Below are 22,075 nucleotides of genomic sequence, written 5' to 3'. Positions count from 1 at the left end.
GTGGAAGCCTAGAATGGGCTTTTCTCGCCGTCTTGCTCTGGGGTTTGCATGCACATTTCGTCCGGTCGCTGGGTCTATGGTCTGTTCCTGGCCCTGCTGACCGCTTTTTTATGGGGCATCCTGCCGATCAAGCTCAAGCAGGTGCTGCTGGTGATGGACCCGGTCACGGTGACCTGGTTTCGCCTGCTGGTTTCCGGTGGGTGCCTGTTTGCCTACCTAGCCGCCACCCGGCGCCTGCCAAGCCGCAAGGCCCTAGGCCCCAAAGGCGGCTGGCTGGTGCTGATGGCTGTGCTCGGGCTGGTGGGGAACTACGTGCTGTACCTCATGGGCCTGAATCTATTGAGCCCCGGCACTGCGCAACTGGTGGTGCAGGTGGGCCCGATCCTGTTGCTGATCGGCAGTGTGTTGATATTCAAGGAGCGTTTCAGCCTGGGGCAGGGGATTGGCCTGCTGGTGCTGATGCTCGGCTTCGGGCTGTTTTTCAATCAACGCCTGAGCGAGTTGCTGACGTCCTTGAGTGACTACACCGCCGGGGTGCTCCTGATTTTGTTGGCTTCCACCGTGTGGACCTTCTATGCGCTGGGGCAAAAACAATTGCTGACAGTGTGGAATTCGCTACAGGTGATGATGGTGATCTACCTGTTTTGCGCCCTGTTGCTCACGCCGTGGGTGCATCCACTGGAGGCGCTGCAGTTGAGCCCGCTGCAAGGCTGGCTGCTACTGGCGTGCTGCCTCAATACCCTGGTTGCCTATGGCGCGTTTGCCGAGGCGCTGGCCCATTGGGAAGCCTCACGGGTCAGTGCAACGCTGGCGATCACCCCGTTGGTGACTTTTGCGGCAGTGGCGTTGGCGGCCTGGTTATGGCCTGAGTATGTGCAGGCCGAGCAGATCAATGGCCTGGCGTATGGCGGCGCGTTGCTGGTGGTGCTGGGGTCGGCGCTGGTGGCATTGGGGCCGTCGCTGATTGCCGGGCTCAGGGCTCGGCGGATGCGGGCGGCGGTGACGCGGATCAGTTGAAAAAATGCGGCGTACTTTAGGGCATCGCGAGCAGGCTCGCTCACACAGGGATTGTGTATAACCTGCGCAAGCGTGCCAACTGGCTGCTTCAGCCCTGCTTGCCTGCCTCCAGCATGTTTTCCGGGCGCACCCAGGCATCGAACTGCTCGTCTGTCAGGTAGCCCAACTGCAACGCCGCCTCACGCAGGGTTAACCCCTCGCTGTAGGCTTTCTTGGCGATTTCCGCCGACTTGTCATAACCGATGTGCGGGTTCAGCGCGGTCACCAGCATCAAGCCTCGTTCCAGGTGAGCGGCCATTTGCCCGGCATCCGGTTCCAGGCCGGCGATGCAGTGCAACTGGAAGTTGCTGCAGCCGTCGGCGAGCAAGCGGATCGATTGCAACAGGTTGTGGATGATCACAGGCTTGAACACGTTCAACTGCAGGTGACCTTGGCTCGCGGCGAAGCCGATCGCCACGTCGTTCCCTAGCACTTGGCAGGCCAGCATCGACAGGGCTTCGCACTGGGTCGGGTTGACCTTGCCGGGCATGATCGAACTGCCTGGCTCGTTGGCCGGCAGCCTGACCTCGGCGAAACCGGCGCGCGGCCCGGAGCCGAGCAGGCGCAAGTCGTTGGCGAGTTTCATCAGGGTCACGGCGAGGGTTTTCAGGGCGCCGGACAGGGTGGTCAGCGGCTCATGACCGGCTAGCGCGGCGAACTTGTTCGGTGCGGTGACAAACGGCAGGCCGGAGAGGGCGGCGAGCTCCGCGGCAATCGCTTCGCCAAAGCCATGGGGCGAGTTGAGCCCGGTACCGACGGCGGTCCCGCCCTGGGCCAGTTCGCAGACGGCCGGCAAGGCGCTGCGGATGGCTCGCTCGGCGTAGTCGAGCTGGGCAATGAAGGCGGACATCTCCTGGCCGAAGGTGATCGGCGTGGCGTCCATCAGATGGGTGCGCCCGGTCTTCACCAGCTTCATGTGGCGCGCCGCCAGCTCGGCGAGACCGCCGGACAGTTCGTTGATCGACGGCAGCAGTTGCTGTTGCACGGCCTGCACCGTGGCGATGTGCATGGCCGTGGGGAAACAGTCGTTGGAGCTCTGCGAGCGATTGACGTGGTCGTTCGGGTGCACCGGCGCCTTGCCGCCACGCGGGTTGCCGGCCAGTTCGTTGGCACGCCCGGCAATCACCTCGTTGACGTTCATGTTGCTCTGGGTGCCGCTGCCGGTTTGCCAGACCACCAGGGGGAACTGCTCATCATGCTCGCCGTCGAGCACTTCGTCGGCAGCCTGTTCGATCAGCCGGGCAATATCGGCCGGCAGGTCACCATTACGATCATTGACCCGGGCCGCCGCTTTCTTGATCAGCGCCAGGGCGTGCAGCACCGCCAGTGGCATGCGTTCGCTACCAATCGCGAAATTGATCAGCGAGCGTTGGGTCTGCGCGCCCCAGTAGGCGTCATCCGGGACTTCAACCTGGCCAAGGCTGTCGGTTTCAATACGGCTCATGGGTCACATTCCTTCAGGGTTGATAGCGAAGTTTAGGTGCTGAATGTCGCTGGGGGTTCCATCAGTCGATTTTTCTACCGTTCGGTTGCTGCAAATCAGGCCCGGCAAGGGGGAGGGGTTGAGCGCACGCGTTTTTTAGGCGCAGAATGGCTCCCCTTGGGGTTTTACCTCGCCAGCTAGAAAAGGAAACTCGATGACCCGTCTTCGTGCCATCTGTACCGCGGTTGCCCTGGTCTGCGCCAGCGGCCAGGCCTTCGCCGATACCGCCAGCCACAATGCCAGCGCCGAGGCTTTCCTGACCCTGGCGCATGCCGACAAGCTGGGTACCCCGGTGTACATGCAGGTGCAGCAGATGTTTGCCCAGCGCTTTGCCCAGACCAAGGCCCCGGAGTCGAAAAAAGCCCTGCTGGAAACCTACCAGGCCAAGGCTAACGCCGCGCTGGACCAGGCCATTGGCTGGAACAAGCTCAAGCCGGACATGGTCAAGCTGTACACCAGCAACTTCAGCGAATCAGAACTCAAGGACCTGGTCGCGTTCTACAAGTCGCCTCTGGGCAAAAAAGTCCTGGAAAAAATGCCTCAACTGACTCAGCAATCGGCGCAGATGACCCAGGCCAAACTGGAAAGCGCGGTACCGGTGGTCAACAAACTGCTGGCCGACATGACCAACGAACTTGATCCAAAAGCCGCGGCAGCCGCCAAGAAAAAGCCCTGACCGGAGCCCGTGATGACCATGCAACAACGTATTGAGACGACGCTGAACGCGTTGCTACCCGTGCACCTGGATGTGCTGGACGAAAGCCACATGCACAGTCGCGGGTTGCAGACCCACTTCAAGGCGGTAGTGGTCAGCGAACAGTTCGCCGGGCTCAACAGCGTCAAACGCCACCAGAAGGTCTACGCCACGCTGGGCGACCTGATGGGTGAGTTTCACGCGTTGGCGCTGCACACCTATACCCCCGAGGAATGGGCCAAGACGGGCGCCGCGCCTGCCTCGCCGACTTGTGCCGGCGGCAGCAAGCACTGATCGCCTACAGGCCAGCTGATTTTTGTTAGACTACGCAGCGCGCCGCTTATGCCGGCGCGTTTTTTTTCGCATCCGGTTCACCCTTTACGAGGGTAGCCACCTGGAGAAATACCCATGACACAACAGATTGTCGTGGCGGCACTGTATAAGTTCGTCACCCTGGAAGATTACGTTGCACTGCGCGAGCCCCTGCTGCAGGCGATGGTCGACAACGGCATCAAAGGCACCCTGCTGATTGCCGAGGAAGGCATCAACGGCACGGTTTCCGGTAGCCGCGAAGGCATCGACGGCCTGATGGCCTGGCTCAAGAACGACCCGCGCATGGACGATATCGACCACAAGGAATCGTACTGCGACGATCAGCCGTTCTATCGCACCAAGGTCAAGCTCAAGAAAGAAATCGTGACCCTGGGCGTCGAAGGCGTCGACCCGAACAAGAAAGTCGGCACCTATGTCGAGCCGCAGGACTGGAACGCCTTGATCAGCGACCCGCAAGTGCTGTTGATCGATACCCGTAATGACTACGAGGTCTCGATTGGCACTTTTGAAGGGGCGATCGACCCGAAGACCACCAGTTTTCGCGAATTTCCCGACTACATCAAAGCCAACTTCGATCCGGCCAAGCACAAGAAGGTCGCGATGTTCTGCACCGGCGGCATTCGCTGCGAGAAGGCTTCGAGCTATATGCTCAGCCAGGGCTTCGATGAGGTCTTCCACCTCAAGGGCGGAATCCTCAAGTACCTCGAAGAGGTGCCGCAGGAAGAAACCAAATGGCAGGGCGACTGTTTTGTATTCGATAACCGGGTCACCGTTCGCCACGACTTGAGCGAAGGCGACTACGATCAATGTCATGCCTGTCGTACACCCGTCAGCGTAGAAGACCGCGCATCCGAGCACTATGTGGCTGGCATCAGTTGCCCCCATTGCTGGGATAAGCTGAGCGAGAAAACCCGTCGCAGTGCGATCGACCGGCAAAAGCAGATCGAATTGGCCAAGGCGCGCAACCAGCCGCACCCGATTGGTTACAACTACAAGCAATCCAGCACCGAGGCCTGAACCATGACCGCGCGCCTGCTCTATGTAATGGACCCGATGTGTTCCTGGTGCTGGGGGTTCGCTCCGGTGGCCGAGGCATTGGCCTTGCAGGCGCAGGCCGCCGGCGTGGACGTGCACCTGGTGGTCGGTGGTTTGCGCACGGGCAGTGGCGCGGCGCTGGAGCCGACTACCCGACGCTACATTCTTGAACACTGGCAGGCCGTCAACGACGCCACTGGCCAACCATTCAAGCTCGACGGTGCGCTGCCCGAAGGTTTTGTCTACGACACCGAGCCCGCCTGCCGCGCGCTGGTCACGGCCCGCAGCCTGGCACCGGATTGCGCCTGGCAGTTGCTCAAGCTGATCCAGCAGGCTTTTTATGCACAGGGGCGCGATGTGACCCATGCCAGCGTGCTGGTGGAGTTGGCCGAGCAAGCGGGCTTGCCGCGAATCGAATTCGCCGCAGCCTTCGACCGTGCCGACCAGCACGCCGCCACGGCGGCGGATTTCACCTGGGTCCAGGACCTGGGGATTGCCGGCTTCCCGACCTTGTTGGCCGAGCGTAACGGTCAACTGGCCTTGTTGACCAATGGCTACCAACCACTTAGCGAGCTGTCCCCGTTGCTCGGCCGCTGGCTGGAGCGTGCCGCCTGTGTATGACCAGCCTGACGCTGGACAGCCACCGGAGCGAGTCGATCGGCTGAGTTGGGCACACATCCGTCGCCTGGCACTGCGGCATAAAAAAGCCTTGTGGATCGCCAATGGCGTCGCCGTTCTGGCGACTCTGTGCAGCGTGCCGATTCCCTTGCTGCTGCCGTTGCTGGTGGATGAGGTGTTGCTGGGCAATGGTGATGCGGCGCTGAAGGTGATGAACCACGCGCTGCCCCAGGCCTGGCAAAGCGCCGCCGGTTATATCGGCCTGATGCTGCTGATCACCCTGACCCTGCGGTGTGCGGCATTGTTGTTCAACGTGGTGCAGGCTCGGCTGTTTGCCGGTTTGGCCAAAGACATTGTGTATCGCATTCGCCTGCGGCTGATCGAGCGCCTCAAGTGCATTTCCCTGGGCGAGTACGAAAGCCTGGGCAGCGGCACGGTCACCACCCACCTGGTCACCGACCTGGACACGGTCGACAAGTTTGTCGGCGAGACTCTCAGTCGGTTCCTCGTGGCCATGCTCACGCTGGTGGGCACGGCGGCGATCCTGGTCTGGATGCACTGGCAGCTGGCACTGCTGATTCTGCTGTTCAACCCACTGGTGATCTACGCCACGGTGCAGTTGGGCAAGCGGGTCAAGCACCTGAAGAAGCTGGAGAACGACAGCACCTCGCGGTTCACCCAGGCGCTGACCGAGACCCTGGACGCGATTCAGGAAATCCGTGCCGGCAACCGCCAGGGCTTTTTCCTCGGTCGTCTTGGCGCGCGCGCCCGGGACGTGCGCAACTATGCGGTCAACTCGCAGTGGAAAACCGATGCGTCGAGCCGCGCCAGTGGCTTGCTGTTCCAGTTCGGCATCGACATCTTTCGTGCCGCAGCGATGCTCACCGTGTTGTTCTCCGACCTGTCCATCGGGCAGATGCTGGCGGTGTTCAGCTACCTGTGGTTCATGATCGGTCCGGTCGAACAACTGCTGAATCTGCAATACGCCTATTACGCAGCCGGCGGTGCTCTGACGCGGATCAATGAGCTGTTGTCGCGCGCCGACGAGCCGCAGTACCCGGGAGGGATCGATCCGTTCAAGGGGCGCGAGACAGTCGGTATCGAAGTGCAAGGCCTGAGTTTCAGCTATGGCGACGAGCCGGTGCTGGACCAGATGAACCTGTCCATTGCGCCCGGAGAAAAAGTCGCCATCGTCGGGGCCAGTGGTGGCGGTAAAAGCACCTTGGTGCAATTGCTCCTGGGGCTTTATACCCCCCAGGGCGGCGAAATCCGTTTTGGCGGTGTCACCCAGTACGACATTGGCCTGGAAACCATCCGCGAGCATGTCGCGGTGGTGCTGCAGCACCCGGCGCTGTTCAACGACAGCATTCGGGCCAACCTGACCATGGGCCGTGAGCGCAGTGACGAAGCCTGCTGGCAGGCCCTGCAGATCGCCCAACTCGATGCCACGGTCAAGGGCTTGCCCCAGGGGCTGGACAGTATTGTCGGGCGTTCCGGTGTGCGTTTGTCCGGTGGTCAGCGCCAACGCCTGGCGATTGCCCGGATGGTGCTCGCCGAACCCAAGGTGGTGATTCTCGACGAAGCCACCTCGGCGCTCGATGCCGCCACCGAGTACAACCTGCACCTGGCGCTGGCGCGGTTTCTCAGTGGGCGGACCACCTTGATCATTGCTCACCGCCTCTCGGCGGTGAAGCAGGCCGACCGGGTGTTGGTGTTCGATAGCGGGCAAGTTGCCGAGGATGGCGACCATCAGCAACTGATCGCGGAGGGTGGTTTGTACGCCAAACTGTACGGTCATTTGCAACAGCACTGACGGCGATCGGTGCTCACTTCCAGACCTTTTTCAATGCATTGGGGCTGACGTCATCGGCAAACTGCTTCATCACGTATGGGCATTAAAAATGTCGCGGCTTGCCGGGAGTGAGATCGCCTCCTAGGCTAGCTGTAACGATTTCGGCTGCACGTCGATCAAGCAGCGTTAACGCAAGGGACCTCATGAAGCAAAAAAGGACGCTCGGGACACCTCGGCTGCTGGGCATCGTCTGGCCGTTTATTGCCGTCGTCCTATTTCAGGCCCTGCTCGGTGGTGTCAGCCTCTATACGCTGTCGGCGGTTCGCGGCTATGTGGCCGGCGAGAGCCTGTGGTCCAAGAGCCAGAAAGACGCGATCTACTACCTCAATCTCTACGCTGACAACCGCGACGAATCTATCTTTCGAAAATACCAGCAGGCCATGACGGTGCCGGAAGGTGGCCATGAACTGCGGGTTGCACTGGACCGCGAGCCGCCGGACCTGGAGGCGGCCCGACTAGGCATTCTCAAGGGGGGTAATCACCCGGACGACGTACCGAGCCTGATCTGGCTGTACTTGAATTTTCGCCATTTCAGCTATCTGCAAATCGCTATCGATCGTTGGATTGAGGGTGATGCGTATCTGGTCCAGCTGGACACTGTTGCCCGGGACATGCACGAGCGCATCAGCCGCAACCAGGCCACCGAAGCGGACATGGCGCGGTGGAAAGCGCGGATATTTGCCATCAATGAAGGTGTAACCCCCGCCGCCAAGGCCTTCAGCGATGCGCTGGGCGAGGGCTCGCGGGTGATTTTGCGCTGGTTGCTGTACACCAACCTGGCAACCGCGCTCGGTCTGATTGTCCTGGCCTTGCTGCGGACCCACAAATTGCTCGCGCAGCGCCACGCTTTTGCCGATGCCTTGCAGCTGGAAAAAGAGCGCGCGCAAATTACCTTGCAGTCGATTGGCGACGCCGTGATCACCACCGATGTCGAGGGCGCCATTGCTTACATGAACCCGGCGGCCGAAGCACTGACCCACTGGAAGGCTGGACAGGCCGTCGGCCTGCCGCTGGCGGAGTTATTCAATCTGCTGGATGAGAACGCCCAGGCCGACGGCTTCACCCTGATCGAGCACATTCTCAGCGGTCAGCTCAGTGGCAGCAGCGAACACGCCAAGCTGATCCAGCGTCTGGACGGCAGTACGGTGTCGGTGACCCTGGTCGGGTCGCCGATTCACACGGCCGGCAAGGTCAGTGGCACGGTGCTGGTGTTGCATGACATGACCCAGGAGCGGCAATACATCGCCAACCTTTCCTGGCAGGCGACCCACGACGCCTTGACCGGCCTGGCCAACCGTCGCGAATTCGAATTTCGCCTGGAGCAGGCGCTGCATAACCTGACACGCCAACCTGGGCGACATGCGCTGATGTTCCTCGACCTCGATCAATTCAAGCTGGTCAATGACACCTGTGGGCATGCTGCCGGCGATGAGTTGCTGCGACACATCTGTGCCTTGCTGCAGTCGGGCTTGCGCGAGGGTGACACCCTGGCTCGGCTGGGGGGGGACGAGTTCGGCATTCTCCTGGAGAACTGCTCGCCGGAGTCCTCGGAGAAAATCGCCGAGACCCTGCGCCAGACCGTGCAAAACCTGCATTTTGTCTGGAAAGGCCGGCCATTCGTGACCACTGTCAGTATCGGCCTGGTGCACGTCGCGCAGAATCCGGCGACCCTGGAAGCCTTGCTGCGGGCGGCGGACATGGCGTGCTACATGGCCAAGGAGAAGGGCCGTAACCGCGTGCAGCTGTACCATGTCGACGATTCCGAGTTGTCGCTGCGCTTTGGCGAAATGGCTTGGGTGCAGCGCTTGCACATGGCCCTTGAAGAAAATCGCTTCTGTTTGTACTCCCAGGAAATCGCCACCTTGGGGCACGTCGATACAGGCGGTGGGCATGTCGAAATTCTTCTACGACTGCATGACGAAGCCGGGCGAATGATATTGCCCAGTTCTTTTATTCCCGCCGCCGAACGTTATGGCTTGATGACTTCTCTGGATCGCTGGGTGGTCGAGAATGTATTCAAGATAATTGCCCAGTGTATGGCCCGACAACATGAAGGGCCGATGGCGATGTGTGCGATTAATCTGTCAGGCATTACTATTGGTGATGATGAATTTTTAATCTTCTTGCGTCAGCAGTTTGTTATTCACGGTATTCCGCCTGAAATGATTTGTTTTGAAATTACTGAAACCAGTGCAATTTCAAATTTATCCAGTGCAATTAAATTTATTAATGAACTCAAAGGCTTGGGTTGCTACTTTTCTCTAGATGATTTTTGTGCCGGAATGTCATCGTTCGCGTATCTGAAACACTTACCTGTAGACTTTCTAAAGATCGACGGAAGTTTCGTCAGGGATATGCTGGACGACCCGATTAACCGCGCAATGGTCGAAGTGATCAACCACATTGGTCATGTCATGGGTAAGCGCACGATTGCCGAATTTGTTGAAACCCCGCAGATCGAGCAGGCCTTGCTGGAAATCGGCGTGGATTATGCGCAGGGTTACAACATTGAACGTCCGCAGTTGTTTACCACTGACAGCCTGCTCTGTCGGCCGAGTCGACCTCGGCCATTGTTGTTCAAGGCGCCCGGTACGTTCCGTTGAAGTTGTCTGTCGATCCCTAACCATCACAATCAAAAGGAGTGCGACAGTGATCGATACATTCAACAGAACCGGCCCGCTTATGGAAGCTGCTAGTTATCCTGCCTGGGCTCAGCAATTGATTCAGGCGTGCAGCGAGAGCAAGCGTCGGGTTGTCGAACATGAACTTTACCTGCGTATGCGCGACAACCAACTCAGCGCCAGGACCATGCGCCAATACTTGATTGGTGGCTGGCCGGTGGTGGAACAATTTGCGCTGTATATGGCGCAGAACCTGACCAAGACCCGCTTTGCCCGGCACCCGGGCGAAGACATGGCACGCCGCTGGTTGATGCGCAATATCCGGGTAGAACTCAATCATGCCGACTATTGGCTGCACTGGAGTCGTGCCCATGGCGTGAGTCTGGAAGATTTGCAGGCGCAACAAGTGGCGCCCGAGTTGCATGCGCTGAGTCATTGGTGCTGGCATACCAGTTCGTCCGACTCGTTGATCGTGGCCATCGCCGCCACCAACTATGCGATCGAGGGAGCGACGGGGGAGTGGGCGGCGCTGGTCTGTTCCAACGGGATCTATGCGGCGTCATTTGCCGATGAGGAACGCAAACGCGCCATGAAATGGCTGAAAATGCACGCGCAGTACGATGATGCTCATCCTTGGGAGGCGCTGGAGATCATCTGCACGCTCGCTGGCCAAAACCCCAGCAAGTCGCTGCAGGAAGAGCTGCGCCTAGCCGTGTGCAAAAGCTACGACTATATGTACCTGTTCCTGGAGCGCTGCCTGCAACTGGAGTACGTCCACAAGCCCAGCGTAGTCCGTGGGCGAATGGCGATGGCAGAAGGCTGACGGCGCGGCTCCTGCAGCAGCTGGCGCAGCCTGCGTTGGGTTGCGCAGCGACCCCCGACATTCTCAAGCAGGGTGTCGGGGGATTATCCCGCCATCGCTAGGCGATTACGCCCCTCGCGCTTGGCCACGTACAGCGCGCTGTCAGCGCGGCGCAGCAGGCTTTCGGCCGATTCTGCGGGGAGCAGGGTCGAGCAGCCGAGGCTGACGGTCAGCTCGATCAGCTTGCCCTCAACCCGATAATCCTCCACCTGTGCGCTGTATCGCAGGCGTTCACCGACCATGGCCGCAGCTTCGCGGCTGGTATTGGACAGCAGGATCAAAAACTCCTCGCCACCGAAACGAAACACCATGTCGACGTTGCGCAGTTGGTTCTTGATCGACGTGGCGACGGCCTTGAGCACCTGGTCGCCAGCAGCGTGGCCGTGGCTGTCATTGACGCGCTTGAAATGGTCGATATCCAGCATCAGCAGGGACAAAGGCTGCTGGTGACGTCGGGCCATGTGGATTTCCCGTTCCAGGGTCTGATCCATGGCGATACGGTTACCGGTACCGGTCAGGGGGTCACGCAGTGCGCTTTGAGTCGCCGCTCGATACAGCAGGGCGTTGCGCATGGGGAACAACAAGGGCACCAGCAGGGCTTCGAGGTTGGCCTGCTCCTGCTCGCTGAAACGTTGATTGCGCCGGAACACCAGTTCACCCAGGTGTTCACCCTGATGGCTGAGGCTGTAGCTCACCGAGTGATGGCCGCGCTGGCCGAGCTCCAGGCGCAATTCGCTGGACTCGTGCCGATAGTGCAGGGCGTCCAGCGGAACCAGGCGCTGAACTTCGCGAAAAAACAGGCCGAGGATGCGTTGCGGTTCCAGGCTGGTTTGCAATTGCAGGCCCATTTGCTGGCGCAACTGGCTCAGGCTCGCAGGGCGTTCCACAAGGGGCGGGATCTGGCCAAAACCCAGGCGTTGCAATTTGGCGCTATCAAAATCAATTGCGTGGGTCTGGGTCGGAGATTTCATATGGCGTGCGCCCCCAAGCAGGAATGCTGTCTGACAAGCTGGGTTACAGCGTGTTTGGTGCAGATTTAGAGCGAAATGCGTGCCATCGGTTCATTTTCTGGAAAAGCCGATTGCAATCAGATGCTTGGGGCACCCAGCGGGGTATGCCTGCGAGCAATATGACGGTTGTTTGACTAAGCATAGCAGAATAGTGGCACCGCCTGGCTCATGCCGCGGCGGGAAGCCGTCGCGACATGCTTGGGGCGAGCTTACTGGGCGTCGAACGCCTGGCCGTTGATGCCGCTGCTGTCCGGCCCCATCAAGTACAGGTAGACCGGCATGATCTCTTCCGGGGTCGGGTTGTTGTTCGGGTTTTCCCCGGGGTAGGCCTGGGCACGCATGCTGGTGCGGGTGGCGCCCGGGTTGATGCTGTTGGAGCGGATCGGTGCGACGGTGTCGACTTCATCGGCCAGGGTCTGCATCAAGCCCTCGGTGGCGAACTTCGATACGCCATAAGCACCCCAATAGGCACGGCCCTTGCGACCCACGCTGCTGGAGGTGAAGATCACCGAGGCGTCCTTGGACAGCTTGAGCAGGGGTAGCAGGGTGCTGGTGAGCATGAACATGGCGTTGACGTTGACTTGCATCACGCGCATGAAGTTTTCGCCGGACAGTTGCTCGATCGGCGTGCGTGGACCAATGATCGAGGCGTTGTGCAGCAGGCCGTCAAGGTGCCCGAACTCAGTCTCGATCATTGCCGCCAACTCGTCGTACTGGTGCGGCAAAGCGGTTTCCAGGTTGAACGGGATTACCGCCGGTTGAGGGTGGCCCGCAGCTTCGATTTCGTCGTAGACCTGGGTCAGGTTGGCTTCGGTCTTGCCCAGCAACAGCACGGTGGCGCCGTGAGCTGCGTAGGTTTTCGCGGCGGCTGCACCGATCCCGCGGCCGGCACCGGTGACCAGGATGACCCGGTCCTTGAGCAATTCAGGACGAGCGGAGTAATCAAACATAAAAAACCTCTACAAAAATTCTTCAGGTCAGGCGCAATCCCAGCGGGGGCGCCGGTGCGGCTATCGCCAGCAGGCGCGCTCCCACAGATGTGGTGCGTGACTGCTTAGCAACTGCACAACGCGCTATCGAGCACCTTGCGCAACTCCAGCGGATGATCCACAACCACGTCCGCACCCCAGTGCCGCGGGTTGTCGTCTGGGTGAATGTAGCCGTAGGTGACCGCGGCGGTGCGGGTGCCGGCATCGCGTCCGGACTCGATGTCGCGCAGGTCGTCGCCGACGAACAGGACGCTGGCCGGGTCGAGGTCGAGCATCTTGCACGCGAGGATCAGCGGTTCCGGGTCTGGCTTGCTGTTCTTTACGTGATCCGGGCAGATCAGTAGGGCCGAGCGCTCGGCCAGCCCCAGTTGTTGCATGATCGGCTCGGCAAAACGCAGCGGCTTGTTGGTCACTACGCCCCAGATCAGATTGGCCTTCTCGATGTCGGCCAGCAGTTCAGCCATACCGTCGAACAGTTTGCTGTGGACCGCGCAGCCCTTGAGGTAGCGCTCGAGGAACTCCAGGCGTAGTTCCTCGAAGCCTGGCGCCTGCGGGTCCAGCATGAAGGTCGCGGCGACCATGGCCTTGGCCCCGCCGGAAATCTCGTCGCGGATGCGTTTGTCCGGGATCGCTGGCAGCCCGCGCTCGGCCAGCATGTCCTGGCAGATGGCGATGAAGTCCGGCGCGGTGTCGAGCAGGGTGCCGTCCATGTCGAAGAGAACTGCTCTGATTGCCATGGGCTTACTCCTCGCGCAGGGTCTGGATCATGTAGTTGACGTCAACGTCGCTGGCCAGCTTGTAGTGCTTGGTCAGCGGGTTGTAGGTCAGGCCGATGATGTCCTTGACGGTCAGGCCGGCTGCACGGCTCCAGGCGCCCAGTTCGGAAGGGCGGATGAATTTCTTGAAGTCGTGGGTGCCGCGTGGCAGCAGCTTCATGATGTATTCCGCGCCGACGATGGCGAACAGGTAGGCCTTCGGGTTGCGGTTGATGGTGGAGAAGAACACCTGGCCGCCGGGCTTGACCATACGGAAGCAGGCGCGGATCACCGACGAGGGGTCGGGCACGTGCTCGAGCATTTCCAGGCAGGTGACCACGTCGAACTGCTCGGGCATTTCTTCGGCCAGGGCTTCGGCGGTGATCTGCCGGTATTCCACGCTCACGCCCGACTCCAGTTGATGCAACTGGGCAACTGCCAGGGGCGCTTCACCCATGTCGATGCCCATCACGGTGGCGCCGCGCTGTGCCATGGATTCGCTGAGGATGCCGCCGCCACAGCCGACGTCCAGGACCTTCTTGCCCGCCAGTTTGACGCGTTCGTCAATCCAGTTGACGCGCAGTGGGTTGATGTCGTGGAGGGGCTTGAACTCGCTTTCGCGATCCCACCAGCGATGGGCCAGGGCCTCGAATTTGGCGATTTCAGCGTGGTCGACGTTGCTCATGGGTAATCCTCTGAATCTGAAATATTTTGCTGTCAGCCTTGAGGTTCAGCTCAAGGGGTCGTTCTATTCGGTGTGGCCGCTGATGCGTTGGCCCCAGGCGTTGGCCGTGGCGCACAGCTGTTGTTCATCGAGGCGCGTCAGGCGCCGGTCGTCGAGCAATTGCTTGCCGCCGACCCAAAGGTGTTTCACGCAGTCCCGGCCGGTGGCATAGATCAGTTGCGAGACTGGGTCGTAGACCGGTTGCTGGGCCAGGCCGGACAGGTCGAAGGCCACGAGGTCGGCAAACTTGCCGACCTCCAGCGAGCCAATCTGCTGTTCCAGGCCCAGGGCACGGGCGCCGTTGAGGGTCGCCATGCGCAGGGCGCGATGGGCGTCCAGGGCGCTGGCGGATCCGGCAACGGCTTTGGCCAGCAGGGCGGCGGTACGGGTTTCGCCCAGCAGGTCCAGGTCGTTGTTGCTGGCGGCGCCATCGGTGCCGATCGCCACATTGACCCCGGCTTGCCACAAGCGCTCCACCGGGCAGAAGCCGCTGGCCAGTTTCAGGTTCGATTCCGGGCAATGAATCACGCTGCTGTTGCTTTCTACCAGCAATGCCAGGTCGTCTTCGCTGATCTGGGTCATGTGCACCGCCTGGAAGCGTGGCCCCAGCAGGCCCAGGCGTGCCAGGCGGGCCAATGGCCGCTCGCCGTGCTTTTCCAGCGCCTGGTGCACCTCGATTGCGGTTTCGTGGACGTGCATGTGAATGGCGGCGTCCAATTCCTCGGCGATGACCCGGACTTTCTCCAGGTTTTCATCGCCAACGGTGTAGGGTGCATGGGGACCGAAGGCGATTTTGAGGCGTGGATGGTGCTTGAGGTCGCCGAACAGTTCGATGCCCTGGCGGATCGCCTCATCGGCACTGCTGGCGCCGGGAATCGGGAAGTCGAGGATCGGAATCGCGATCTGTGCCCGTATGCCGCTGTTATGGACACGCTCACTGGCAACTTTGGGGAAGAAGTACATGTCCGAGAAGCAGGTGATGCCACCTTTGATCTGTTCGGCGATGGCCAGGTCGGTGCCGTCGCGTACAAAGGCCTCATCAACCCACTTGGCCTCGGCCGGCCAGATGTGCTGTTCGAGCCAGGTCATCAGCGGCAAGTCGTCGGCCAGGCCGCGGAACAGGGTCATTGCCGCATGCCCATGGGCGTTGATCAGCCCGGGGCTGAGCAGCATGCCTGGCAACTCCCGGACCTCATGGGCCGCGAGTTTGAGTGCAGCGCTGCGCGGACCGATGAAGGCAATTCGCCCGTCGCGGATCCCCAGGCCATGCTCCTTGAGCACCACGCCCGCCGGCTCGACAGGCACCAGCCAGGTCGGCAGCAAGAGGAGGTCGAGAGCGGCAACGGGGGTCGGCATCGAGGATTCGGTCCAGTGCTTTTGTAAAGGATGGCGAAGTATACCCGAGCGTCTTCGCGGGGGGATCGCTATAATCGACGGCTTTTGTTCATGAGTACGGGGTGAGGGATGCGCGATCGACTGTTGGCTGCTGAGAAGGTGAAGGCCATCGATTGGCGAGACGGCACCCTGTACCTGCTGGATCAGCGCCTGCTGCCGTTCGAGGAGCGCTGGATCGCCCATACCAGCGCGGCGCAGGTGGCGGAAGCCATTCGTGCGATGGTGGTCCGTGGCGCCCCGGCAATCGGCATTAGCGCCGCCTATGGCATGGTGCTGGCCGCGCGTGCCCGAATCGCCGCCGGTGGCGACTGGCAGGCGGCGCTGGAAGAGGATTTCGCCCTGCTGGCCGAGTCCCGCCCGACGGCAGCCAACTTGTCCTGGGCCCTGGGGCGTATGCGCGAACGCCTGGCGCGGCTCAAGGCCCACGCCCAGCCCTTGGTCGCGCTCGAAACCGAAGCCCTGGCGATCCAAGAAAGTGATCGTGAGGCCAACCTGACCATCGCCCAGTTGGGCGTCGACCTGATTCGCAAGCACCAAGGCAACGCGCAGACCATCCTCACCCATGGCAATGCCGGTGCGCTGGCCACGGGCGGCTTCGGTACGGCGCTGGGGGTGATTCGCGGGGCGTTCCTGGAAGGCATGGTCGAGCGGGTCTATGTCGACGAAACCCGGCCCTGGCTACAAGGCTCGCGCCTTACCACCTGGGAGCTGGCCAACGAAGGCATTCCGGTGACGGTCAACGCCGATGCGGCTGCCGCCCATATCATGAAGACCAAGGGGATTACCTGGGTGGTCGTCGGCGCTGATCGGATCGCCGCCAATGGCGATGTGGCCAGCCAGATCGGCACCTACCAGTTGGCAGTCAACGCCATGCACCACGGCGTGCGCTTCATGGTGGTGGCGTCGAGCTCGACCATCGACATGGACCTGGCCAGCGGCGAGGACATCGTCCTTGAAGAGCGCGACGCCGGTGAGTTGCTCGAGGTGGGCGGCAAGCGGATCGGTGAGGGGGTCGAGGCTTTCAATCCGGTGTTCGACGTCACGCCGGCGGACTTGATCGATGCCATCATCACCGAAAAAGGCCTGGTCGAGCGGCCGGATACTGCAAAGATGGCGCAATTGATGTGCCGCAAGCGCCTGCATTGATCAGCTCAGGTGTCTGAGCGATAGTCGTCGCGAGCAGGTTCATTCCCACAGGTTTTGCGCCCACCACATGCTCTGCAGGAGCTGGCTTGCCAGCGAAGGGGCAGGTCAAGTCAATAAATTAACCACAATCTAGTCTCGAATCAGCCTCTAAGCTTCTCTCGTCCCCCTCAAGCCTGTCATCGGTCAACTAACTATGCTCCATGCGCATCAGGGGGATAGGTGCGTGGCGGCTCTTGTGATAACATCCGGCGGTTTCCAAGGTCGCCCCGCGGGGTAACCTTTACTGCGCAGATCCATGGCATAACTCGTTGATTTGTCGTAAGTCGGTGCATGGCACTCAGCCTGCAGCGGCGAGCTTCGTTCGTCCCATCTGGATGTGACGAAGTTTCACCAGAAAAAGGAATCAGGCTTCTCATGGGCGAACTGGCCAAAGAAATCCTCCCGGTCAATATCGAAGACGAGCTGAAGCAGTCCTACCTCGACTACGCAATGAGCGTAATTGTCGGGCGGGCACTGCCTGATGCGCGCGATGGCTTGAAGCCCGTGCATCGGCGTGTGCTGTTCGCTATGAGCGAGCTGGGTAACGACTTCAACAAGCCGTACAAGAAATCTGCCCGTGTTGTCGGTGACGTGATCGGTAAGTATCACCCCCACGGTGATACCGCGGTGTACGACACCATCGTTCGGATGGCGCAGCCATTCTCGCTGCGTTACCTGCTGGTCGACGGCCAGGGCAACTTCGGTTCGGTCGACGGCGACAACGCCGCTGCGATGCGATACACCGAAGTGCGCATGACCAAGCTGGCGCACGAGCTGCTGGCTGACCTGCACAAGGAAACCGTGGACTGGGTGCCGAACTACGACGGCACCGAAATGATCCCGGCGGTCATGCCGACCCGTATTCCCAACCTGCTGGTCAACGGCTCCAGCGGTATCGCCGTGGGCATGGCGACCAACATTCCGCCGCACAACCTCGGTGAAGTCATCGACGGTTGCCTGGCGCTCATCGACAATCCCGAGCTGACTGTCGACGAGTTGATGCAATACATCCCGGGTCCGGACTTCCCGACCGCGGCGATCATCAACGGTCGCGCCGGCATCATCGAAGCCTACCGTACCGGTCGCGGGCGCATTTACATGCGTGCCCGCTCGACGATCGAAGACATCGACAAGGTCGGTGGTCGCCAGCAGATCGTCATCACCGAACTGCCTTACCAGTTGAACAAGGCGCGTCTGATCGAGAAGATCGCCGAGCTGGTCAAAGAGAAGAAGCTGGAAGGCATCACCGAACTGCGCGACGAGTCCGACAAGGATGGTATGCGCGTCGTGATCGAATTGCGTCGCGGCGAAGTGCCAGAGGTGATTCTCAACAACCTCTACGCCCAGACTCAGCTGCAAGCAGTGTTCGGTATCAACATCGTTGCGCTGATCGATGGCCGTCCGCGGATCCTCAATCTCAAGGATCTGCTGGAAGCCTTCGTGCGTCACCGTCGCGAAGTCGTGACCCGTCGTACCGTGTTCGAGCTGCGTAAAGCCCGCGAGCGTGGCCACATCCTGGAAGGCCAGGCCGTTGCCCTGTCGAACATCGACCCGGTCATCGCCCTGATCAAGGCCTCGCCAACGCCGTCGGAAGCCAAGGAAGCGCTGATCAGCACTGCCTGGGAATCCTCCGCCGTGGTGGCGATGGTCGAGCGCGCCGGTGCCGACTCTTGCCGTCCAGAGACCCTGGACCCGCAATACGGCCTGCGCGAAGGCAAGTACTTCCTGTCGCCGGAACAGGCGCAAGCCATTCTGGAGCTGCGTTTGCACCGCCTGACTGGCCTGGAGCACGAAAAGCTGCTGGCCGAGTATCAAGAGATCCTCAACCAGATCGGCGAGCTGATCCGCATCCTCAACAGCGCCACGCGCCTGATGGAAGTGATCCGCGAAGAGCTGGAAGTGATCCGCGCCGAGTACGGCGATGTGCGCCGCACCGAAATCCTCGATGCCCGTCTCGACTTGACCCTGGGTGACATGATCCCGGAAGAAGAGCGCGTCGTGACCATTTCCCACGGTGGCTACGCCAAGACCCAGCCATTGGCTGCGTACCAGGCCCAGCGTCGTGGCGGTAAAGGCAAGTCGGCGACTGGCGTCAAGGATGAGGACTACATCGCTCACCTGCTGGTTGCCAACAGCCACACCACGCTGCTGCTGTTCTCCAGCAAGGGCAAGGTGTACTGGCTGAAAACCTACGAGATTCCGGAAGCTTCCCGCGCTGCCCGTGGGCGTCCGCTGGTCAACCTGCTGCCGCTGGACAGTGATGAGTACATCACGACCATGCTGCCGGTCGAGGAGTACACCGAAGGTCACTTCATCTTCATGGCGACCGCCAAAGGCACCGTGAAGAAGACCCCGCTGGAATCCTTCAGTCGTCAACGCAGCGTCGGCCTGATCGCGCTGGAGCTGGACGAAGGCGACGTATTGATCAGCGCAGCCATCACCGATGGCGAGCGTGAAGTCATGCTGTTCTCCGACGGCGGCAAGGTCACTCGCTTCAAGGAATCCGATGTACGTGCCATGGGCCGTACTGCACGTGGTGTGCGCGGCATGCGCCTGCCGGAAGGGCAGAAGCTGATTTCCATGCTGATCCCGGAAGAAGGCAGCCAGATCCTCACCGCTTCGGCGCGTGGTTATGGCAAGCGTACCGCCATCGGCGAGTTCCCGGAGTACAAGCGTGGCGGCCAGGGCGTGATCGCCATGGTCAGCAACGACCGCAACGGCCGTCTGGTAGGTGCCGTTCAGGTGCTCGACGGTGAGGAGATCATGCTGATTTCCGACCAGGGCACTCTGGTGCGTACCCGTGTCGACGAAGTCTCGAGCCTGGGTCGTAACACCCAGGGCGTGACCCTGATCAAGCTGGCCAGCGACGAAACGCTGGTAGGCCTGGAGCGGGTCCAGGAGCCGTCGGAAGTCGAAGGTGACGAGCTGGAAGGTGAAGAGGGTGGGGTATTCGACGGCGAGGTCGTGATCGACGACGTGGTTGACGATCAGCAACTCGATGCCGCCGCTGACGAAGAACCGCAAGAGTAAGCGGACAAACAGGGGGCGGATGAAAATTCGCCCCCTTGTTGTTTGTCCCTATGGAAAATTGATGACCCTGTAGGAGCGAGCTCGCTCGCGATGGACGTTAACGATGACGCGGGTTTCCTGATTAAGCGCGGCGTCCTCAGGTTTTTCGCGAGCAAGCTCGCTCCTACAGTTGATCGCTGCTCAGCCATGTGAGTGGCGATCGCCCCCTATAAATGTGTGATACCACCAAATCAGAGCGAGATTGGATGTGAGCAAGAGAGCCTATAACTTCTGTGCCGGTCCGGCGGCACTTCCCGAAGCTGTCCTGCAACGTGCCCAGGGTGAACTCCTGGATTGGCACGGCAAGGGCCTCTCCGTCATGGAAATGAGCCATCGCAGTGATGAGTTCGTGTCCATTGCCACCAAGGCCGAGCAGGATCTGCGTGATCTGCTGAATATCCCTTCGAACTACAAAGTACTGTTTCTGCAAGGTGGCGCGAGCCAGCAATTTGCCCAGATTCCGCTGAACCTGTTGCCGGAAAACGGCACCGCCGACTATATCGACACCGGTATCTGGTCGCAGAAAGCCATCGAAGAAGCTTCCCGTTACGGCCACGTCAACGTTGCCGCGACCGCCAAGCCCTACGACTATTTTGCAATTCCCGGACAGAACGAGTGGCAGTTGTCGCAAGACGCCGCCTACGTGCACTACGCGCCGAACGAAACCATCGGCGGCCTGGAGTTTGGCTGGGTGCCGGAAACTGCTGATGTGCCGCTGGTCGCCGACATGTCTTCGGACATTTTGTCGCGCCCGATCGATGTTTCGCGTTTTGGCATGATCTACGCCGGCGCCCAGAAAAACATCGGCCCGAGCGGTATCGTGGTCAACATCGTGCGCGAAGACCTGCTGGGTCGTGCCCGCTCGTTGTGCCCGACCATGCTCGACTACAAGGTCGCGGCCGACAACGGCTCGATGTACAACACCCCGCCAACCCTGGCCTGGTACTTGTCCGGCCTGGTGTTCGAGTGGCTGAAGGATCAAGGTGGCGTGGAAGCTATCGGTAAGCTCAACGAGGCCAAGCAGCGCACTCTGTATGACTTCATTGATGCCAGCGGCCTGTACAGCAACCCGATCAACAAGACTGATCGCTCGTGGATGAACGTGCCGTTCCGCCTGGCCGACGATCGCCTGGACAAGCCATTTTTGGCCGGTGCCGAGGAGCGGGGCCTGCTGAACCTCAAGGGTCACCGTTCGGTAGGCGGTATGCGCGCCTCCATCTATAACGCCGTCGACATCGTTGCGGTCAACGCACTGGTTTCGTACATGGCAGAGTTCGAGAAGGAACACGGCTAATGTCTGAGCAAGAACTCAAGGCACTGCGCCTGCGCATTGATTCGCTGGACGAAAAGGTCCTGGAGCTGATCAGTGAGCGTGCCCGCTGCGCCCAGGAAGTCGCGCGAGTAAAGATGGCCTCGCTGGCCGAAGGCGAAGTGCCGGTGTTCTATCGTCCTGAGCGTGAAGCTCAGGTGCTCAAGCGCGTGATGGAGCGAAACCAGGGGCCGCTGGGCAACGAAGAGATGGCGCGGTTGTTCCGCGAAATCATGTCCTCGTGCCTGGCGCTCGAGCAGCCGCTGAAAGTGGCTTACCTGGGGCCTGAAGGCACCTTCACCCAGGCAGCCGCCATGAAGCACTTTGGTCACGCGGTGATCAGCAAGCCGATGGCGGCGATCGATGAAGTGTTCCGTGAAGTGGCTGCCGGCGCGGTGAATTTTGGCGTGGTGCCTGTGGAAAACTCCACGGAAGGCGCCGTCAACCACACCCTCGACAGCTTCCTTGAGCACGACATGGTCATCTGTGGCGAAGTCGAGCTGCGGATTCACCACCACTTGCTGGTGGGTGAAAACACCAAGACTGACAGCATCAGCCGCATCTACTCCCACGCCCAGTCCCTGGCCCAGTGCCGCAAGTGGCTGGATGCGCATTACCCGAATGTCGAGCGCGTGGCGGTCTCCAGCAACGCCGAGGCAGCCAAGCGGGTCAAGGGTGAGTGGAATTCGGCGGCAATCGCTGGCGACATGGCGGCTGGCCTGTACGGCCTGACTCGCCTGGCCGAGAAGATCGAAGATCGTCCGGACAACTCCACGCGCTTCCTGATGATCGGTAGCCAGGAAGTGCCGCCGACCGGCGACGACAAAACCTCGATCATCGTCTCGATGAGCAACAAGCCGGGTGCGCTGCACGAACTGCTCGTGCCTTTCCACGACAACGGCATCGACCTGACTCGCATCGAGACTCGTCCGTCGCGCAGTGGCAAGTGGACCTACGTGTTTTTCATCGACTTCGTCGGCCACCACCGCGATCCGCTGGTCAAGGGTGTGCTGGAGAAAATCAGTCAGGAAGCAGTGGCACTTAAAGTGTTGGGTTCCTACCCCAAAGCAGTTCTCTAAGGGCGT

General features: G+C 60.7%; 18 protein-coding genes. 12 read left to right on the top strand and 6 right to left on the bottom strand.

Annotated features, from left to right (window positions below; genetic code table 11):
* Window positions 1-48 precede the first annotated feature (48 nt).
* Window positions 49-1,017, top strand: coding sequence for a DMT family transporter (locus tag PspS04_RS20005; protein WP_095167999.1), 969 nt, complete (start codon window positions 49-51; stop codon window positions 1,015-1,017).
* Between the two features lie 88 nt (window positions 1,018-1,105).
* On the opposite strand, the gene PspS04_RS20000 is transcribed toward PspS04_RS20005, so the two are convergent.
* Window positions 1,106-2,500 carry a class II fumarate hydratase gene (locus PspS04_RS20000; RefSeq protein ID WP_095168000.1) on the bottom strand — a complete coding sequence of 465 codons (1,395 nt, stop codon included), beginning with the start codon at window positions 2,498-2,500 and terminating at the stop codon, window positions 1,106-1,108.
* 193 nt (window positions 2,501-2,693) lie between these two features.
* Here PspS04_RS20000 and PspS04_RS19995 point away from each other — a divergent pair, with 193 nt between their 5' ends.
* The 7 genes from PspS04_RS19995 to PspS04_RS19965 all read left to right on the top strand — a co-directional run bounded on the left by PspS04_RS19995 (window position 2,694) and on the right by PspS04_RS19965 (window position 10,515).
* Window positions 2,694-3,215 carry a DUF2059 domain-containing protein gene (locus PspS04_RS19995; protein ID WP_159997372.1) on the top strand — a complete coding sequence of 174 codons (522 nt, stop codon included), beginning with the start codon at window positions 2,694-2,696 and terminating at the stop codon, window positions 3,213-3,215.
* 12 nt (window positions 3,216-3,227) lie between these two features.
* Window positions 3,228-3,527, top strand: a complete 300-nt coding sequence (locus PspS04_RS19990) for a BolA family protein (protein WP_095168004.1) — start codon at window positions 3,228-3,230, stop codon at window positions 3,525-3,527.
* A gap of 114 nt (window positions 3,528-3,641) precedes the next feature.
* Window positions 3,642-4,583: an oxygen-dependent tRNA uridine(34) hydroxylase TrhO gene (gene trhO, locus PspS04_RS19985; RefSeq protein WP_095168005.1), complete on the top strand. Its 942-nt coding sequence runs from the start codon at window positions 3,642-3,644 to the stop codon at window positions 4,581-4,583.
* A 36-nt stretch (window positions 4,584-4,619) separates the two neighbouring features.
* Entirely contained in the window at window positions 4,620-5,222 is a 603-nt protein-coding gene (locus PspS04_RS19980) for a DsbA family protein (protein WP_174244628.1), read from the top strand.
* Window positions 5,215-7,032, top strand: a complete 1,818-nt coding sequence (locus tag PspS04_RS19975) for an ABC transporter ATP-binding protein (protein ID WP_159997370.1) — start codon at window positions 5,215-5,217, stop codon at window positions 7,030-7,032. The genes PspS04_RS19980 and PspS04_RS19975 overlap by 8 nt, the downstream gene beginning before the upstream one ends.
* A gap of 182 nt (window positions 7,033-7,214) precedes the next feature.
* Window positions 7,215-9,674 carry an EAL domain-containing protein gene (locus PspS04_RS19970; protein WP_095168010.1) on the top strand — a complete coding sequence of 820 codons (2,460 nt, stop codon included), beginning with the start codon at window positions 7,215-7,217 and terminating at the stop codon, window positions 9,672-9,674.
* Between the two features lie 79 nt (window positions 9,675-9,753).
* Window positions 9,754-10,515: a TenA family transcriptional regulator gene (locus PspS04_RS19965; protein WP_442966566.1), complete on the top strand. Its 762-nt coding sequence runs from the start codon at window positions 9,754-9,756 to the stop codon at window positions 10,513-10,515.
* An 83-nt stretch (window positions 10,516-10,598) separates the two neighbouring features.
* Here PspS04_RS19965 and PspS04_RS19960 read toward each other — a convergent pair whose 3' ends face one another.
* The 5 genes from PspS04_RS19960 to PspS04_RS19940 all read right to left on the bottom strand — a co-directional run bounded on the left by PspS04_RS19960 (window position 10,599) and on the right by PspS04_RS19940 (window position 15,388).
* The gene (locus PspS04_RS19960; RefSeq protein ID WP_095168013.1) at window positions 10,599-11,525 is read right to left on the bottom strand and encodes a GGDEF domain-containing protein; all 927 of its coding nucleotides are present in this window, start codon (window positions 11,523-11,525) and stop codon (window positions 10,599-10,601) included.
* Between the two features lie 248 nt (window positions 11,526-11,773).
* Window positions 11,774-12,514 (bottom strand): YciK family oxidoreductase, encoded by a 741-nt coding sequence (locus PspS04_RS19955; RefSeq protein WP_095168015.1) that lies wholly within the window; start codon window positions 12,512-12,514, stop codon window positions 11,774-11,776.
* A gap of 104 nt (window positions 12,515-12,618) precedes the next feature.
* Complete coding sequence (gene mupP, locus PspS04_RS19950; RefSeq protein ID WP_095168017.1) at window positions 12,619-13,290, bottom strand: N-acetylmuramic acid 6-phosphate phosphatase MupP; 672 nt, start codon at window positions 13,288-13,290, stop codon at window positions 12,619-12,621.
* A 4-nt stretch (window positions 13,291-13,294) separates the two neighbouring features.
* Window positions 13,295-13,993, bottom strand: a complete 699-nt coding sequence (ubiG, locus tag PspS04_RS19945) for a bifunctional 2-polyprenyl-6-hydroxyphenol methylase/3-demethylubiquinol 3-O-methyltransferase UbiG (RefSeq protein ID WP_095168018.1) — start codon at window positions 13,991-13,993, stop codon at window positions 13,295-13,297.
* A 63-nt stretch (window positions 13,994-14,056) separates the two neighbouring features.
* Window positions 14,057-15,388: a TRZ/ATZ family hydrolase gene (locus tag PspS04_RS19940; protein ID WP_159997366.1), complete on the bottom strand. Its 1,332-nt coding sequence runs from the start codon at window positions 15,386-15,388 to the stop codon at window positions 14,057-14,059.
* Between the two features lie 108 nt (window positions 15,389-15,496).
* Between PspS04_RS19940 and mtnA the strand changes: the two genes are divergently transcribed.
* The 4 genes from mtnA to pheA all read left to right on the top strand — a co-directional run bounded on the left by mtnA (window position 15,497) and on the right by pheA (window position 22,069).
* A complete protein-coding gene (mtnA, locus tag PspS04_RS19935) occupies window positions 15,497-16,573 on the top strand; it encodes an S-methyl-5-thioribose-1-phosphate isomerase (protein WP_159997364.1) in 1,077 nt (358 codons plus the stop codon).
* Window positions 16,574-16,987: 414 nt separating this feature from the next.
* Complete coding sequence (gene gyrA, locus PspS04_RS19930) at window positions 16,988-19,642, top strand: DNA gyrase subunit A (protein WP_159997362.1); 2,655 nt, start codon at window positions 16,988-16,990, stop codon at window positions 19,640-19,642.
* Window positions 19,643-19,889: 247 nt separating this feature from the next.
* Window positions 19,890-20,975, top strand: a complete 1,086-nt coding sequence (gene serC / locus PspS04_RS19925; RefSeq protein WP_159997360.1) for a 3-phosphoserine/phosphohydroxythreonine transaminase — start codon at window positions 19,890-19,892, stop codon at window positions 20,973-20,975.
* Window positions 20,975-22,069 (top strand): prephenate dehydratase, encoded by a 1,095-nt coding sequence (pheA, locus tag PspS04_RS19920; protein ID WP_017129662.1) that lies wholly within the window; start codon window positions 20,975-20,977, stop codon window positions 22,067-22,069. The genes serC and pheA overlap by 1 nt, the downstream gene beginning before the upstream one ends.
* Window positions 22,070-22,075: the final 6 nt, after the last annotated feature.

The sequence above is a fragment of the Pseudomonas sp. S04 genome (genome assembly GCF_009834545.1).
Classification (GTDB): domain Bacteria; phylum Pseudomonadota; class Gammaproteobacteria; order Pseudomonadales; family Pseudomonadaceae; genus Aquipseudomonas.
Note: the sequence above shows the minus strand (reverse complement) of the source record. Positions and strands in the feature narration are given on the sequence as shown.